Below are 17,799 nucleotides of genomic sequence, written 5' to 3'. Positions count from 1 at the left end.
TTATTGAAAAGTAAATGCTCACAGTATAAAATACTGCAGCAAAAATATCCTGAAAACCTCTGCAATGGTATTGCAAAGTTTCAAGCACTGTTAAGTATCAGAAAGCATAGGCTTTCTAAAAGTCAATAAAAATTAAATTTTAGGAGGTTGCCAGATTGGGTCATAAACCTGATAGGCAAAGTCGTTTTTATGGAACAGGATCTTCTTTGAAAAGTAAGCAGGAATCTGCTCGGGAATTTCCAATAAGGGATCCATTTTAAATGCTGAAACTGTTATCTGACAACAGCTGCATGCACACAGTGGAGAACAGATATCTCCTTTTTCTTTTGAATGGTTTTCCTGAACACTCAGGGAAACTATTGTATTCCCGGAATTCTGTGGATGAGACACATCAGCACATGGCATCAATGATAGCGCCATGAAATAAATTGCCAGTATCCATCTTAAGAGGTTCATGGGTACAAAGGTAGAGATTTTTTGTAAAGGTGAAGCTTTTCTTTATATAACTGGATTATAAAAATATAGTTTTAAATCCAGTTTATTTGATCGAATGAATTTTTAGCTTAAAAAAAACTTATATACTTAAAAAAGAAGTATAAACGATAGAGGATTTATTTCAAATTGTAATTCAGACAGATACACAAATTGCAAACACACTAATCTCGTTTAAAAAAAACTACAAAACGCTTATATTTTTGTACATCATCAGCCCGTTTCAGAAACTTTTAGAGAGATATTCGTAATTACGAAAAGGTACTTTGAATCCATATAAAATATAAATAGTTTTGGCATAGAAAACACAAAATGAAAATAAAAAGTAAGTTATCCAAGTATTTAAGAAAACTAAAATTACTCCGTTTCGCTGACCAAATTAGGTTTTATTATACCTGGTTAAAAATGTATAAAAAAAACAAGAAATTCCGGTCAATTCATCCAGATACTAAACTCCCTGAAGATTATCTAATGTATGAATCTTTCTTATTAGATTATGACAGCTATTATAATGGAGGGAAAGTAACAGCAGAATGGATTATAGGTTTAATTAGAAATCATAAAGAGATTAAATATAAAAAAATTTTAGATTGGGGATGTGGCCCGGGGAGAGTAAGTAGACATATGCCCACTCTTTTGGAAGAGACTAACCAATTTTTTGCAACAGATTATAATGAAGAGTCAATAGATTGGTGTTCAAAAAATATAGATCATATTGATTTTAAAACAAATCACCTATCTCCACCATTACACTATGAAAATGATTTTTTTGATATAATTTATGGGATTTCAATTTTTACTCATTTATCTGAAAAAATGCATACTGAGTGGATCAATGAACTTAGAAGAGTTTTAAAAAAAGACGGGATCTTAATTGTAAGTCTGCAGGGAAACAATTTTAAGTCAAAGCTTACGTCCTCTGAGTTAAAAGAATTTACTAATGGAAAACTTGTTGTACGGGGCAATACGAAAGAAGGACATAGGATGTATTCTGCTTTCCATCCGGAAACATATGTAAAATACTTATTTAAAGATTTCACTATACTTAACCATATTGTTTATTCTGACGATCTAGCTAAAAGTGATATATCTCAAGATGTGTGGGTAATAAAAAAATAATCTACAATATGATTTGTAGTTAGTTTTTTAATGATTCACATGGAAATACAAATAGAAATACATTGTCTGATTCGGAAAGGGAACCTATCAGAAAGATCGATCTTTCATAGCATTATAAATAATTGTAATGGTAGAGGTTCTGTTTTTGATTTTTAAATATACAAGAGAAAAAATATTTATTTAAAACATAAACATCTAATAAAAAAACACTAAATGAAAACTCAATTATTTTCGATGGCATTCTTAGTGTCATCATTTACATTTGCACAAAGTTGGGGCACAACAGGAAATTCAGGAACTAATCCATCCAATAATTTTATTGGAACTACGGATAATCAACCTCTGATTTTTAAAACGAACAATACAAAAGTGATGAACGTTCTTCCCAATGGTGTAGTAAAAGTAGGAATTAATGATCCGGGAGGAAGTGATGAAGCATATTTCAGAATCTATAAGGAAGACAATCCGGCTTTTGAGATCGCTAATTCTTTGGGATCATTCCAGATCGGAAAATCAGGATGTAATGGCTGCTGGGGTGGGCAAATCGGAGATACAGTTCTTAGAAATAAAGGAACAAGCCACAATATCATTATAGCCCAACCTAATGATGGTAATGACGGTTCCACTTATTTTGGTATTCAGGATGCTTATAACGGAACATGGGTCAAGTTTTTCAACAATGCTATTGCCAGATTTGACGGTAAGATTAAGGCTAAAGAAGTTGAAGTAAAAACCAATGTATGGGCAGATTATGTCTTTAAAAAAGAATATCAGCTGAAATCTTTAGAGGATGTTGAAAAACATATTATTGAAAAAGGGCATTTGCCAAACATTCCCACTGCTCAGGAAGTACTGGAAAACGGAATTAATGTTGCTGAGATGAATTCTAAGCTGCTTGAGAAAATTGAAGAATTGACATTATACTCTATTGAACAAAATAAGCAATTAAAGTTTCAAACAGAGGAAATTAAGATGTTGAGAAAACAATCAGAAGAGCTTCAAAAACTAAAAAGTCAGGTTCAGCAACTCTTATCAACACAAAAGTAACCACAAATGAAAAGAAAATTACTCTCACTATCATCACTGATGATAGGATTCTTCGGCTTTTCCCAAACCGAAGTTTATTTTAAATATGACGAAGCTGGAAATCAAAGATACAGAGGAATCAACGCTGCTGGTAAACAAGCTGCAGAAATGGTTTCAAAAGAGTCAAAGGTAGCAGCTGTTACCAGACAAACTCCTGTTATTGATGAGAAAGCATTCCTGAAACAAATACGCCTCTACCCGGTTCCTGTCAATGATTATCTTACGATAGACTGGACAGAAGAAGTGGACCAACTTATAGAATCCGTCTCACTGTATCAGCACAGTACTGTTCATTGGAAATTTCAGCAACAGAATATCCCAGACTTAAACCGTCAGGTTAAGATCAACATGACGGGTTATGACTGGGGAGTGTATGTTGTGCGCTTTACCCTAAAAGACGGCAGAGTTTTTAGTAAAAACATCACCAAACGATAGATAACCATGAAACTTTACGATAAGAAAATACAAGTATTTTCATCATTCATACTGTCCTTATGTTCGGTATTGGGCTTTTCACAGACCATACTGTATCAGACAGAAAGTACTTCCCGCACCGTTCAGGATCCACAAACTGTAGTTCTTGCTCAAGGATTTCAGGCTAAAGCAACTATTTCAAATCCTTTTATAGCCAAAATAGGACCTGCGACAGAGAATCCTGGCGGAGGACCCACCGACTCAAATGCAGGAGCTAATAATCCTTCCGGAACAATTGTTGCCGATAGCATTAAATTTCATGATACTAAGGGAAATATAGAAGTAAACCAGGCAGGTCAGCTACAATTTACACTACCAATAGCTCTACCACCTGGTATAAAAAACGTAGCGCCACAAGTTAATCTAATGTATACCAGCGGTTCCAGCAATGGGATTGCCGGATACGGATGGAATATCTCTGGAATTACAGCCATATCACGAATCGGAAAGAATATTGAGCAAGATGGAGAAACCAAAGGAATCCAATTAAATTATTCGGATTATTACAGTTTTAATGGTCAAAGACTGATTCTAAAATCAGGAGAATATGGAAAAGATGGCGCAGAATATGTAACAGAGAAATATTCTAACATAAAAATAAAATCAATAGGGCAAAATTCCGGACAAACCGGCCCCCTTTATTTTGAAGTAACATTTGAAGATGGCTCTCAAGCCCTATATGGTCTTAATGCAGACGCAAGAACTGCACTTGAATATAACATTAATATCTGGAAGGACATTCAAGGGAATTATATCTCTTATAATTACTTGCAGGGAAATGGAGTCACTACGATACACAGCATTGCATGGGGAGGAAATGAGAATTTAAATAAACCTCATTTTAACACAATCGAGTTTACCTATATCAATAGATCTTTAAGGGAACAATCTTATGTAAATGGAATAAGTCTTATACAGAATAACTTATTAAAAGAAATTAAAGTAACTTCAAATGGCAACCAGTTTAAAAGGTACAAGATCGAGTATGTTAATAACAATACAAATTATCTATTTGCCAATAAAATAACTGAATACAATTCAAATAATGAGCCGGCAAATCCTATAATTTTTGAAAACGAGTCTGACCCAACTGGAGTTAATAGCAATCTATTCAGGCAAGATGATAGATTTGATAACATTAGAGGCGACGATGTTCTTTCCGGAGATTTTAATGGAGACGGTAAATTAGATTTCCTTAATGGAAAAACTTTAATGCTGGGAAGATTAGACGGAACTGGTAATTTTGTAAATGTTAATTACATTGGAACAGCATTATCCATAGGAACATATGCTGATGCTAATACACCATTTAGTGATCAGGTATTGATAACAGGGACTATAAACAGAAATTTAAAGAAAGGTATTATTTACTTTTATAAATATGTTAATAATGCTTTTGCTAATGTAGCAACCAAAGAAATTGATCTGAGCGCTTATCCTCAGCTTTTTGAAGCAGTAGACCCAGATGAGCTTAGATGCCATTTTGACGGTAGTACCAATAGAATAGATGCAAAAGAAGTAGATTTCAATGGTGATGGCATATCTGAGTTAATTCTCATGATCAAAAATGAACATATGTGGACTTGTCAGGATTATAATTCCAGCTATACATGGCCGGAAACTACGGGTGTAGATATGAATTTTTATGTTGATTTTAAAAATAATATATTTTCTCTTATTGATGATACTAATTTTTATGTTGATTATAAAAAAACTCTAAATATAGATCTTGATGGTGATGGAAAAACCGAGCTGCTTCATAGATTACCTGGTATCTTAACATTTTTAACATTCAATATTCAAAATTCTAAGTTTGAGAAAATATATCCTGACATCCAAGCTGGAAATAGCGGATTTAATGGCAGCCTTCCTCCAATCATAGGAGATTATAATGGTGATGGAAAAACAGACATTTTAGTTCCTGTAGCAGAAGATTCTTCTGATTGGAATATGTATATTTCCTCGGGGAAAGGATTTGTTCAACAATATTATTCAAATCTTTTTCTATATAAGCCGGAAGATACTGGTGCCGGAAGAAAATTCAGAAATACTTTAAGGTCCTATTGGGCTCCGGATTTAAATAAAGATGGAAAAAGTGATTTTTTAGTATTTGAATCACAGAAATGGTTTAGAGATTGCCCAACATGCGTAAATAATCCTGATTCAAGCTACGGATTTAATTATTTTAGAAATACTGGTGTAGATTCTACAGGTAAGCCAACTTTTACATTTAATTATAACCTCAATCCTAAGGAAGCAACAGATGCAGGAAATATTGAAGACGAAGACATTAACTATTCAAAATATGGAGAACATTATACTCCTATGTTTGGATCTTTCAGGTTATCGAAATTAAACACTGAGTTTATTATTTTACATAAGACTAAATTAATTACATGGAACTTAGATATAAAAACAGATGTTATTTCGAGAATAAAGTCAATCAGCCAAAGTGGAATTAAAACTCAAATTGATTATTCAAATTTAATCAATGGTAATGTATATAAATCTTACTACAGTACAGCCCCAGTTTTTTACCCATACGCAAATATTATTCAAAACTTCAACTACTATGTGGTCTCTACAATTACTCAGGGAGAAAGACGACAAGAATTCAGATACAGAGATCTTATTGGACATCTTAATGGCAGAGGAATTAAAGGTTTTAGACAAACAGCAAGGTCTACTTTTTTCACTGACCTATTCATAACCACCAAAATATGGAATGGTTCTGAAATTAACCCATTAAATGAAGGTCTTCCATATAAAGACTGGTCTATCAGAACTACAGATGAAAACAAAATATTCCCAGATGACATTTCACTGAATAATTATCAATTGTTATCTTTCAAGCAATATGATTACAAGATCGACAAGCTCTTAAATGGTACTGTAGTTACAAATACAATAGCCCCCGCCAACAAACCTAAAGTTGTTACTGCAATCAACCCATACATTACAGTTTCAAAAGACTTTTTAAGAGATATTAAAACAGTTCATAAGGTAGAAGAATATGACAATTTATATTTTCCAAAAAAATCTGTAAAAACTATCAATGATGGCTATGCTGTTTTAACAACCCAGCTGGAGTATTATCCTCCCAATACAACTCCGGGAAACAATTATAGTATTGGTAAACCGAAAAATAAGATAGATATCAATCAGGCTTATGGAGATACCAAGTCTACCAAAGAAGAATATACTTATGAAAACAACCTTCTAAAAACGCTTAAAGTCTGGAATAGAGATAACACAGCATACCTGTTAGATTCATATAATTATGATGAATTTGGAAATATTACAGAAAAAACAATAAGCAACAGTATAGATGCTCAAACTCAAACCAGCAGTAATAATTATGATGACAAAGGAAGATTTGTTACTAAGAAAATAGATAATCTAGGTTTACAAACTAATATTATTTACAATGATTGGGGGCTAGTTACAAAACAAACCGATCCTCTTGGAAATATCTTAATAAATGAATATGATGGTTGGGGGAAAATCTTAAAATCAAAAACGAATTTAGGAGGAACCACCACAAATGAGTATAAAAAAGATCAGCAATATAACTCCATAATAACGCAGTATGATCCTGACGGAAATATTTCAAAGAAATACACCAACAAATGGGGTCAGGAGTACAGAACAAGTACAAAAGCATTTGAGCAAGGATATTATATTTCTACAGATACTCAATATGATGTCTTGGGAAGGAAAAAAGCTGAAAGCGAACCGTATGGCGAAGGATTGAGCCCATGGCAGTGGAACGTTATAGAATATAATGATTCATTCTATCCTCCCAAGGTTAAAACTACAGCATTGGCATCGCTTAATAATTGGGGACAAATTTCTTCTTTTTCCGGAAAACAAATCGAAACATTTGTTTCAGGAACTATAACGACCTCCACTGAACTTAATGGATATAATAGGATTACATACAAAACCACGGATGCTTTGGGAAATACCACATCCACAACAGATACAGGAGGAAGTATCATCTTTTCCTATAATGCAGCAGGCGAACAAATCAAAGCTCAATATGCTGAAAATATTGTTACAACCAAATATGATACATGGGGAAGAAAGTCAGAATTCAACGATCCTTCCAATGGAAATTATAAATATGAATATGATGGATTTGGACAACCTAAAAAGGTTACCAGTCCTAAAGGAACAAAAGAATATATTTATAATAATCTGGGACAATTAATCTCCCAGAAAGAGATCTCTACAGTAGATGGCGGGCAAGCTACCAATAAAATAATATCTTTTGTATATGATGACAAAGGAAGGTTAACTTCAAAATCAGGAACATCCAATGGAAAAACATACAGTTCGAATATTACTTACGATCCACAAGGCAGAATCTTATCATCATCTGAAAGCAGTAATGAAAGGTATTTTATTGAGAAAGGAATCACTTATGATGATAAATTAAGAGTTACGTCTTATGAAAAGCAACTATTCTCTGGCGGAGTATTAACTAAAGTCCAGATAGAAAATGTTTACAGTGCCTGGAATGGAGATTTATATCAGATCAAGGATAAAAACTCAGGGAAAATTTTATGGGAACTTAAAAATTTAGATGCAAAAGGACATGTTCTCAAGGCTAAACTGGGAGCTGCTGAGATTAATCAAACCTATGAACCTGATGGAACCTTAAGTCAGGTAAATCATGGATCGGCAGTTAAACAACATATTTTAAGACTTTCATACACTTTTAATCCTATTAAAAATGAGTTGGAAACAAGGAGTACAGGAGGAGATTTTTATATCCCGGAATCATTTGACTATGATGACAACAACAGGCTAATCAATTGGAGTAACCCTGTGACCGGAACTAAAACACAAAATGCAATCCTGAATACTTATGATGCAAAAGGAAGAATCTTAGAAAATAATCAGGTAGGAAAAATCAAATTTGAAAATTCTACTAAGATCTACCAACCAACAGGAATGATCTTAAACGCTGCAGGAGAACAAAATTATAATAATGACCTAATTCAAACGATCACTTATAATGAAAACAATGATCCTGTGTTCATTGATGGATTGAAGGGTGATGCAGCCTTCCAATATGGACTGACTGCAATGAGACAAAGAGTTACTTACGGGGGCAATTTTAATGCTGACGGAAATGGAAAATTCACTAAATTTTATAGTGAAGACGGAAGTTTCGAGGTAACAAAAGACAATATCACAGGTAAAGAAAAACATATTCTTTATATTGGTGGATCACCTTATGAAAGCTCTATTATTTATGTTAAGAATTATAATGAAACATCAGCTTCCTATAAATTCTTGCACAAGGATTATTTAGGTAGTATCTTAGCCATTAGTGATGAAGCAGGAAACAAGCTGGAACAAAGACACTTTGATGCCTGGGGTAACCTAACTCATCTTCAGATTGGCAACGGACAGATCATAACTGATGTAAATAAAATACAGGAAATTGTAAATGCGGGAGGGCTCCTATTGGAAAGAGGTTATACATCTCATGAGCACTTCATGGAAGTTGGAATCATTCATATGAATGGAAGATTATATGATCCGTTATTGAGGAGATTCTTAAATGCAGATGAAAATATTCAGGACGCTTACAATACACAGAGTTATAACAAATATGGATATGTAATGAATAATCCATTAATGTTTAATGACCCTAATGGCGAGTACGCACTTCCTGCAGCTATGCTTGTTGCATTTGCCGCCGCAATTGTTACTTCCATCACCGGTGATTATATCATGAACAGGCCAGTTAATATTGGAAGTCTATATCAATCAGTAACTCTTGCCGCTATGACCTCTTATTTAACATTTGGTGTCGGTGAACTTTTTAGAGCAGGAGGACAGATAGCAAATTCGTTAAGCCAGACAAGCCTGATTATTGCTAGAGCCGGAGCCCATGCTATAACCCAGGGAACACTTTCCTATATGCAGGGTGGAAACTTCTGGAGTGGAGTTTTAAGCGGAGCCTTTGCAAGCGCATCTAATGATTTGTTAGATCTGGCTGTAAAACATGTAGGAGAAAATAATATACTAAGAAGCGACGGTTTTGCCCTCTTCAATGGAGCAGTCAGTGGTGGTGTTGGTTCTGTACTTGGAGGCGGAAACTTCTGGATGGGTGCAGGGCAAGGATTAATGGTTACGGCTTTTAATTTTCTTGCTCATAAAATGGAGAGTGATAATAAAATACGAAATAGAATTAATAAATATTGTAATAACACGTCTGTGGCAGATGCTTCAGTAAATGATGACTTTTTAAATGATCTACCAAAAATTTTCCCAGAAATTTACGAACTTAGTGCTAAGAACTTTGCTATTGCAAATGAAGAAAATTTAAAACAATTTAATGAAAGCACAGGAGAAGATTATGCGCTTATTGGCAAAACAATAGTCAGTGATAATGGTAATGGAGAAAATATAAATGGCATAACATCTATGAAAGATGGAAGGGTTTTGATTTCTCCACATAGAATGAGAACTGCATTAGGATTTGCAGCAACTTGGTATCATGAAGGAGTTCATTCATTGCATCTTATCACAGGAATATTTGGAAGTTGGAAAATAAGATATGGAGCAAAAGAAGCAATAAGAATTACTGAATTTTATGCACATAGTATGACAGATGCTATGTCTGGTCTAAGTATGACATCCTCTCTGGCATTTAGTAGGTACTATCCATCATTATATATTCAATCATTATCTTCATTTTTAAGACCATAAAAGATGAAAAATATAATTTTAATTATCCTATTAGCAGTGACTACAAAATCAGACTGCTATGATTTACAAATAATTACAAAAATCGTTGAAAATCAATATTTAAAAGTGAATATTAAAAACAATAGTAAAAAGACATTAATTTTTTATAATGGAGACTTTGAAAGCATCTTAAAAATAGTAGATGAAAATGGGGTAGAAAATATTGGAGAGATCACGAGTATGTTTTCTGGAGAAGATTATTTAGACTATCAATTTGATTACAGTAAAAACTTAATAAACAAAACAATGAAAAAATATTCTATATCTTTTCATGATGCTGTAGTTTATCTTCATTATAGAAAAAAATACACTTTAATTATGCCTAATATAGCTATGGATGTAAATCTACCAATTATTAACAGAAACTACAAGATGGCTTATAAATTAGATTCTGCAAAATCATATTTTCTCACTATATCAACTGTATTTTCTACAGAATATATTCCTAAATATGTCAAGGATTCGTTAGAATCTAAAAATGTTCAAATAATAACTCCTAAGATAAATTCAAATAAAATAAAAATAAATATTGACAAATTTTTCAGAAAGCATAAACATCTTTATATGAAATAATGTGATTTCCAAATTCCACAAAAAAAACGCATACAAAAAAATATAATGCAGCTATTAAAGTTCCATATAAATCTGTAGGAAAGGCGTTAAATTTGAACGAAATGTATAAAGCTCTACCAGACATAGATGTAGTAGGAATTGGTATTGGGGGGGGGGACTTTACTTTCGCAATGGGAGGAGGAAAATCATTGGAGTTCGTATTTTTCCTTGATGGTGTAAACGCAGGTAGTTGGAGTACTTTTACCGCAGAAAGAGGAAATGTTGGTATTGCTGGACAATATAGTGTTTATGGTATTTTGGGAGATTATTTTGATGATGCCAACTTAAAATTTAGTGACTATACCGGATACTCATTTTTGGTTTCTAGTGATGTAAAAAAGATTAATAATGTTGGAGCAAGCACTTTCTGGTCACCAAAAAATTATGAAGCTGATAAATTCGGCTTTAAATCAATGTTTGATTTATCTAAAAGATCGTGGTCGGGTGTTAATGTTTCTGTAGGTTTAGGAGGTGGAAATTTCTGGATGGGAGCAGGACAGGGATTGATGGTTACTGCTTTTAATTTCTTAGCACATAAGGAAATATTCCAAACTAATCTAAAAGAACAATTAGATAAAGCCGGATATAAACTAGATTATAAACCAGATTTTTCTGATGAAGCAATAAAGAAAATGATTGATACAGTTCCTGAGTTAAGAAGACTATTCGAACTTGGTGGCAAAACAGCTGTAATAAGAGCTATTGAATATATTCCAGGAGAAGATCTGAATACTCGAAGTCGAGACATGGGATTAACCAAAGGGAATAATGTACTTATATCTAAAAGTTTAAATTTAACTAATTGGGATTTAGCCATCACATTAGGACACGAAATGATTCATGTTTATCACAATGTTTATCTGACCTCAAAAATAAGAGGGTTTACAAAAAAAAGCTGGAGAGCCGGGTTTGATATTTCTGAAATTGAAGCATATAGTTGGGAAATTGAAATGGGAAATACTATTCATGGTAAGGCAGGATTAGCTAAATATCAAAGCATACTCAAAAGCACTTATAATATTGAATATAAGTCTAATAGATTTTACTAAAATACTTATGAAAAATACATTAATCATATTACTCTCCATCGCTTCAAATTATTGTTTGGGACAAAATGACCTCGAAATAAGAATTGTAAATGATACTATAAAAAAGGTCTCCTATTTTGATCAAAATAATATCGTTTATAACATAACTAATAATTCAGAAAAAAATTATTTATTAATTTTGGATGCTGCAGAATTCAATGAAGACCCTGAATATGCAGTAGAACCCTTTTTCATTGGATTACCAGACTATTATCTTTATGAAAAAAATAAACTTTTATCACCAATGTTTTCTTTTGGAGCCAGTAACACCAATAGTCATCCTCAATTTGATCTAAGCTCAAAAGAATTTCAAAAATTTAGAAAGCAGTTTTTAAAAGAATACGATGAATTCGAGATGAAGATTGCGTATAGAATTTCAAAAAAAATTATCATAATAAAATCCAAAGAAAAGAAAATCTTCAGTACTAAAGTTAATTTTCCAAGTTATATGGGAAGATATTTTAACATGGAGAATTCCAAAGATTATTATTTCCAAGTAAGCTTACAAAGCCCACAGGAACTTATTTCTAAATATTACAAAGTACTACAAAACAAAAATAAAGAACTGGAGCCCATAATATTTACTGGTCAGATATTTTCAAATAAGATCCCTTTAATATATAAAGTATATAATAATCAATAATTCAATCCCCTGAAAAATCGGGGGATTTTTAATAAATAACACTCACAAAAAACCACCGCAAAGGCAGTGGCTTAAAAAAAAATCAATCTAATTATGGACTATATCTTATAAATTCGGGTTATTCTCAAACTCTCTTTGTGGAATACTGAATAAATAATAATTGCTATTCGGTACAAAAGCAGATTTATCCGGGAAATCAAGAACAGAATGCCCTTTACCATCTACGGTTTTCACGGTACCGTCCGGTGTGGTTATCTGAACTTTTATGGGTTTTCCATCTGCATCTACAAACGGTTTTCTTACTACTGTACCCTGCGTTCTGATGATATCTGAAAGAGAGAATCCTTCTCCGAATAATTCTTTTCTTCTTTCAATCAAAACTGCATCTACTACCGCATTCTGTGATAATGATCCAGAATAAATATTAGCATTTCTTGCAGATTTCAACTGATTCAATACTGCGACTGCCTGAGGAACATTTCCATTTCTGGCTTCGGCCTCAGCTTCGATCAGATACATTTCTGCAGCTCTCATGTAAACAATGTCTGCAATAAGAGTTGGCTTAAATTTAAACTTTGCATACCTCAGCAATCCTTCTCTTCCTTTCTGTCCATCCCATGAAAACAACTGGTATCTGATATCATTAGTATCAAAAAGGTCTTTAAAATAAGGATCCGCCATAAAGCTGTAATAATAACTTCCTGATGATGATACATCCAGATAGTGGAAGGCATAACTCGCATCCGACTGCTCCTGAGTCTGTCCGTGTCCCCAGATCCATTCTGCATTGTTGATATCATTGAAGCCATCCTTATATTTTTCCGGAGCCATCAAAGGGAAACCTTCTCTTGCAATTTTCGCAGATGCTGAAGCTTTACTCCATTCACCTGTATTCAGGTAAGTTCTTGCTAAAAGTCCGTTCACTACAGCACGGTTGATCTTATCCTTATTATTTCTTGTATAATTTTTCAACAGGTTATCAGCATCCGTAAGATCACTTTTAATCAAAGTATAGATTTCTTCAAGACTTGCTCTTTTCTTCCCTACCGTACTTGTTGTGGAAGGTTCAGTGTAAATGGGAGCCGTCAAAACAGACTTGTCTTTCAGGTAGCTGAACTGGTAAAAGCTCGCCAGATTCAGATAACAGAAAGCACGTAATGCTTTTGCCTGGCCTTTCACCTGATTCTTTTTCTCCTGATTGCCTTCTGTACCATCAATTCTTGTAATCACATTATTCATATTATTGATGGTGGAATATAACATCGTCCAGATAAATAAAGGTCTGCTTGCCGTACTGTTTACCATTTCGGTGAAAGCATAAGTGGAAGCAAAACCATATTTATTGGTCAGTACTGCCACATCACTACCCATAGCATCACTTGCTCTTAAAACAGTGGAATAACCGATATTGGCGTACGTTGTTCCGTCATTATTAAATTTTGCCCAAGTGCCATTCACCACTGTTTCTGCACTTTCTGCGGTTTTAAAAACCTCCACGCTGTTGGCCTGATCAGTGGGTGCAGTATCCAAATCATTTTCACAGCTTATCACTGACAAAAATCCAATGAGTGCAAACGATATGTATTTTAATTTTTTCATTGTTTCAATTTTAAAGGTTAAAGCGTTGCCTGAAGACCAAAAGTGATCGTTCTCATCGCAGGATATCTGTAATACGTGGTTCCGTCCAAAGCCTGCTCAGGATCCATTCCTTTATGTTTATAGAAGGTCAGAAGGTTTTCTGCCTGGATATAAATTCTGAATTTTTTCAGTCCTATTTTCTCAAAATAATCCTCAGGAAGTGTATATCCTAAGCTTACATTTTTAAGCCTTGCATACGTTCCGGAGTAAAGGAATCTTGAAGAGGTTGATGTCCAGTTATTCGTTGTGGTACTTAATGCAGGAACATCTGTATACGGATTATCCGGTGTCCATCTGTTCAGTATTTCAGAACTCCATGCACGTCCTCCGGCACTTCCGTTATGCATGATGGAAGTATAATCGGTATCTAAAATTTTACCTCCGATTTTAAATGTCAATAATCCTGAAAAATCAAAATTCTTATAGGTGATGCTTGTGCTGATTCCTCCTGTAAGTTTAGGCAACGCGGAACCCTGTAACAGTTTTGTAGCTTTTGAATATTCCGAAGTCGTTCCTTCCACTGAATTTCCGTTGGCATCGGTAGAAACTGTTTTCCACAATGGCTTTCCATTGCTTGGGTCTACTCCAACCCATTCCGGAATAAAGAAATCGTACACAGAACCTCCTACCGTTAACAGCTTAGTTCCTACCACAAGAGAACCACCAGGTAATTTTGTTACTTTATTGTTTAAAGTACTTAAGTTCACATCTACATTCCATTGGAAATTATCATTCTTAACCGGTGTTGTAAATAATGAAAATTCAAATCCTGTATTCTGAATCGTTCCGATATTAGCAGGGTAATCACTGATTCCCAATGATGGTGCCACCGGCATGTTAAACAGAAGATCCTGGCTTTGTCTTTTGAAATATTCAATATTACCTTTAATCCTGTTATTCAGAACAGCGAATTCCAATCCTACGTTTAAATTAAGGTTGGTTTCCCACTTCACGTTATTGGTTGATGTTTTTTCAAGGGTTGTTCCCGGTTCTCCACCAAGACTGATAAATCTGTATAGTTCCTGATACGCGTAATAAAGCGGTTGTCCGTTGGGCCTAAGTAATTTATCATTCCCCTGACCTCCATAACTGGCACGCAATGTCAATTGATTGAAAACATTCAGGTTTTTAATAAATTCCTCGTTCGAAATTTTCCATGAACCTCCTACTGACCAGAATCTTCCCCACCTGTTATCTTTTTCAAATCTAGAAGAGCTGTCCGCCCTTCCTGAAGCAGATAAGAAGTAAGTATTGTTATAATCATACTCTACTTTTCCCAGAAAACTCAATAAGCTTAATTTATTACTGTTCCCGCTGAAACTTCCTAGTAAAGAAGCCGCATCCGGCTCATAATAATAAGGCAGTGAAAACTGGCTTCTTGTTCCTGAAATGGTCTGATAATCGTATTTATAAAATTCATGCCCTGCCAATGCATTCACATGGTGTTTTCCAAACTTTTTATCGTACGTCAGAATATTGCTGGTTGTATAGGAAAGTGTTCTGGTATTCGTTTTCGTCACTGAACCTCCAATTTCCGCGCCTTGTCCTAGTAATGGATTTGAATAATAATGTCCGTTATAATTCACCAAATCAACAGAAAAGCTTGTCTTGAATTTTAACTCCGGCAAGAAAATGAATTCCATGAATCCTTTTCCTGAAAAGTTATCTTCTTTATTTTCGTTTTTATCTAATGGCAAAGTTGCTGCAGCATTTTGATTTTGAAGCGCATTCGTTGGCCTGTACTTTCCAAAATCATAAATAGGATTTCCGTCGGCATCCAAAACATAAGTTCCGTCAGCATTTCTTTCATAATAAGGATAGAATGAAGGAATAAACCTTGCGGCATTGATGATATTACTCGCCTTGGAATCTGAAGAAGTTGGTGCCTGCTGAATACTATTGGTATAGTTTAAGTTGACTCCAACATTCAGCCATTTTTTTACTTCGGAATTAATTTTAAGCCTTGTATTATATCTTTTAAAACCAGACTCAATAGCCATACCTTTGTCGTCCAGATAACCAAGGGAAAAGAAGTAATTACTTTTATCACTTCCTCCGCTGATATCAAGATCCACCTGGTTTCTTGAGGCCACTCTCTGTAAAATATCTCTCCAGTCGTCATTCCAGAGTGGTGAAGCACCAGGCAATAGTTTTCCATCTGTTCCTACAGGTTTTGGATAAGCTGTTCCATAGGGATTGATTCCAAGGGTAGAAACAAGATTATCCGTTGCCATTTGTGCAGCCTGCTGGGAAGAAACTTTCCCGGACTGATATCCGTTTCTTAATGCTTCCCAGTATAATTGAAAGTACTGATCTGTGTTTACCTGTTCATAGTCTTTTACAGCTCTTCCGGAGAATCCCTGACTGATATTAAAATTAACTCTGGCTTCTCCTTTTTTACCTGATTTTGTAGTAATGATGATGATCCCGTTTGCTCCTCTTGAACCATATAAAGCACTTGCTGTAGCATCTTTCAGAACACTGATGGATTCAATATCGCTTGGGCTGATAGAGTTTAGATTTCCATCGAAAGGAATTCCGTCTACTACATATAAAGGATCACTGGAAGCACTGATGGAGCCAATTCCCCTGATTCGAATGGTAGAAACGGCACCTGGCTGCCCTGATGCACTGGTCGTCTGAATCCCTGCGACCTGCCCTTCCAATGCTTTGGTAATATTGGTGACAGGTCTGTTATTGATTTTATCGCTGGAAATGGTAGCAACCGAACCGGTGTAGCTATTTCTTTTAGCTTTTCCGTAAGCTACCACTACGACTTCATCAAGTTCCTTTTCATGAAGGCTATCTTTTTTCAGTCTGGAATTCTGTGCATTTACACTTGTGACTCCCAGAAAGAAAGCAGCAACCGGAGGAATCCATACCTGTGCACTAAATAATTTTTTACTAATCATAATCAATTTTGTTTATCATATACTAAAATTTTGCCCTTTGCAAAAAAGTCAGCAAAGGGCATCGATAAATACGATAAACCAAATGCTTATTTTTCCTTAAAAGGCTGAACGTAACACCTTGCCCCACGGGTAGGTTGTTAAGATTTCACAGGGTCAGTTCCCTCCATCTTTCTTTATAAGCCGATCGAAATATGGTTGCAAAGCTAAAAACTTTTAGTCTACAAAACAAGTAGACTTATTTATTTTTCATGATAATATTTTAATAATTAACATAAAATTTTAATAAAACCCATTACAATAAGGAGTTGCGACTATTATCATTTTCTCACACATGATAAATATCATTATCAATAATTCAATGGAATAAAAATTCAGCATCACTTATTTTTTATGTAATTAATTAAAAAAACTTTTTAATTTTATAGAATGAAAGTTTTAATCATCAATGGCCCTAACCTTAATCTGTTGGGCACAAGAGAACCGGAAATCTATGGAAATGTCTCTATGGAAAGCTATTTGGAAAATTTAAGATCCGAGTTTCAGACTCATGAATTAACATATTATCAGTCTAATATTGAGGGAGAACTTATCAACAGACTTCAGGAGGATGATTTTGATGCCGTAGTAATTAACCCGGGAGCTTTTACTCATTATTCTTACGCTATTGCTGATTGCTTGAAAAATATTCGAAAGCCAAAAGTAGAAGTACATATCAGTAACATTTATAAAAGAGAAGAATTCCGACAGAAATCTGTGACGGCAGCCAATACAGATGCGGTTTTATCTGGTTTTGGAATGGATGGTTATAGATTGGCTTTATTGAGCTTGAAGTAATTTTTAACTTATATTTTCCCGCAGATCACACCGATTTCACAGATTTTTTTGTGTAAATGTAAACAGGGAATCATACAATAATTCCTCTAAGAGAAAAAATAAAAAAGCCTCATCGATGATGAGGCTTTTTGTA

11 protein-coding genes and 1 riboswitch are annotated in these 17,799 nt (G+C 34.3%); of the genes, 8 read left to right on the top strand and 3 right to left on the bottom strand.

What is annotated here, in order from left to right:
- Positions 1-132 precede the first annotated feature (132 nt).
- The gene (locus DDF69_RS05490; RefSeq protein ID WP_114819898.1) at positions 133-456 is read right to left on the bottom strand and encodes a DUF6660 family protein; all 324 of its coding nucleotides are present in this window, start codon (positions 454-456) and stop codon (positions 133-135) included.
- 348 nt (positions 457-804) lie between these two features.
- Between DDF69_RS05490 and DDF69_RS05485 the strand changes: the two genes are divergently transcribed.
- The 7 genes from DDF69_RS05485 (at position 805) to DDF69_RS05455 (ending at position 12,282) form a co-directional block, all read left to right on the top strand.
- Complete coding sequence (locus tag DDF69_RS05485; RefSeq protein ID WP_114819897.1) at positions 805-1,611, top strand: class I SAM-dependent methyltransferase; 807 nt, start codon at positions 805-807, stop codon at positions 1,609-1,611.
- A 213-nt stretch (positions 1,612-1,824) separates the two neighbouring features.
- The gene (locus tag DDF69_RS05480) at positions 1,825-2,658 is read left to right on the top strand and encodes a cell wall anchor protein (RefSeq protein ID WP_114819896.1); all 834 of its coding nucleotides are present in this window, start codon (positions 1,825-1,827) and stop codon (positions 2,656-2,658) included.
- A gap of 6 nt (positions 2,659-2,664) precedes the next feature.
- Entirely contained in the window at positions 2,665-3,132 is a 468-nt protein-coding gene (locus tag DDF69_RS05475) for a hypothetical protein (RefSeq protein WP_185144313.1), read from the top strand.
- A 6-nt stretch (positions 3,133-3,138) separates the two neighbouring features.
- Positions 3,139-9,900 (top strand): RHS repeat-associated core domain-containing protein, encoded by a 6,762-nt coding sequence (locus DDF69_RS05470; RefSeq protein ID WP_114819894.1) that lies wholly within the window; start codon positions 3,139-3,141, stop codon positions 9,898-9,900.
- A gap of 3 nt (positions 9,901-9,903) precedes the next feature.
- The gene (locus tag DDF69_RS05465; protein WP_114819893.1) at positions 9,904-10,512 is read left to right on the top strand and encodes a hypothetical protein; all 609 of its coding nucleotides are present in this window, start codon (positions 9,904-9,906) and stop codon (positions 10,510-10,512) included.
- 101 nt (positions 10,513-10,613) lie between these two features.
- The gene (locus DDF69_RS05460; RefSeq protein ID WP_114819892.1) at positions 10,614-11,600 is read left to right on the top strand and encodes a hypothetical protein; all 987 of its coding nucleotides are present in this window, start codon (positions 10,614-10,616) and stop codon (positions 11,598-11,600) included.
- A 7-nt stretch (positions 11,601-11,607) separates the two neighbouring features.
- On the top strand, positions 11,608-12,282 hold the full coding sequence (locus DDF69_RS05455) for a hypothetical protein (RefSeq protein ID WP_162800878.1): 675 nt from the start codon (positions 11,608-11,610) through the stop codon (positions 12,280-12,282).
- 105 nt (positions 12,283-12,387) lie between these two features.
- Here DDF69_RS05455 and DDF69_RS05450 read toward each other — a convergent pair whose 3' ends face one another.
- Both DDF69_RS05450 and DDF69_RS05445 read right to left on the bottom strand, forming a co-directional pair.
- Positions 12,388-13,881 carry a RagB/SusD family nutrient uptake outer membrane protein gene (locus tag DDF69_RS05450; RefSeq protein WP_114819890.1) on the bottom strand — a complete coding sequence of 498 codons (1,494 nt, stop codon included), beginning with the start codon at positions 13,879-13,881 and terminating at the stop codon, positions 12,388-12,390.
- A 17-nt stretch (positions 13,882-13,898) separates the two neighbouring features.
- Entirely contained in the window at positions 13,899-16,832 is a 2,934-nt protein-coding gene (locus DDF69_RS05445) for a SusC/RagA family TonB-linked outer membrane protein (protein ID WP_114819889.1), read from the bottom strand.
- An 83-nt stretch (positions 16,833-16,915) separates the two neighbouring features.
- Positions 16,916-17,014: riboswitch (SAM riboswitch) on the bottom strand.
- A gap of 244 nt (positions 17,015-17,258) precedes the next feature.
- Here DDF69_RS05445 and DDF69_RS05440 point away from each other — a divergent pair.
- Positions 17,259-17,666, top strand: coding sequence for a type II 3-dehydroquinate dehydratase (locus DDF69_RS05440; RefSeq protein WP_114819888.1), 408 nt, complete (start codon positions 17,259-17,261; stop codon positions 17,664-17,666).
- Positions 17,667-17,799: the final 133 nt, after the last annotated feature.

This window comes from Chryseobacterium sp. KLBC 52, assembly GCF_003347605.1.
Lineage (GTDB): Bacteria > Bacteroidota > Bacteroidia > Flavobacteriales > Weeksellaceae > Chryseobacterium.
The sequence above is the reverse complement of the archived record's forward strand: the minus strand, read 5'-3'. Positions and strand labels throughout refer to the sequence as shown.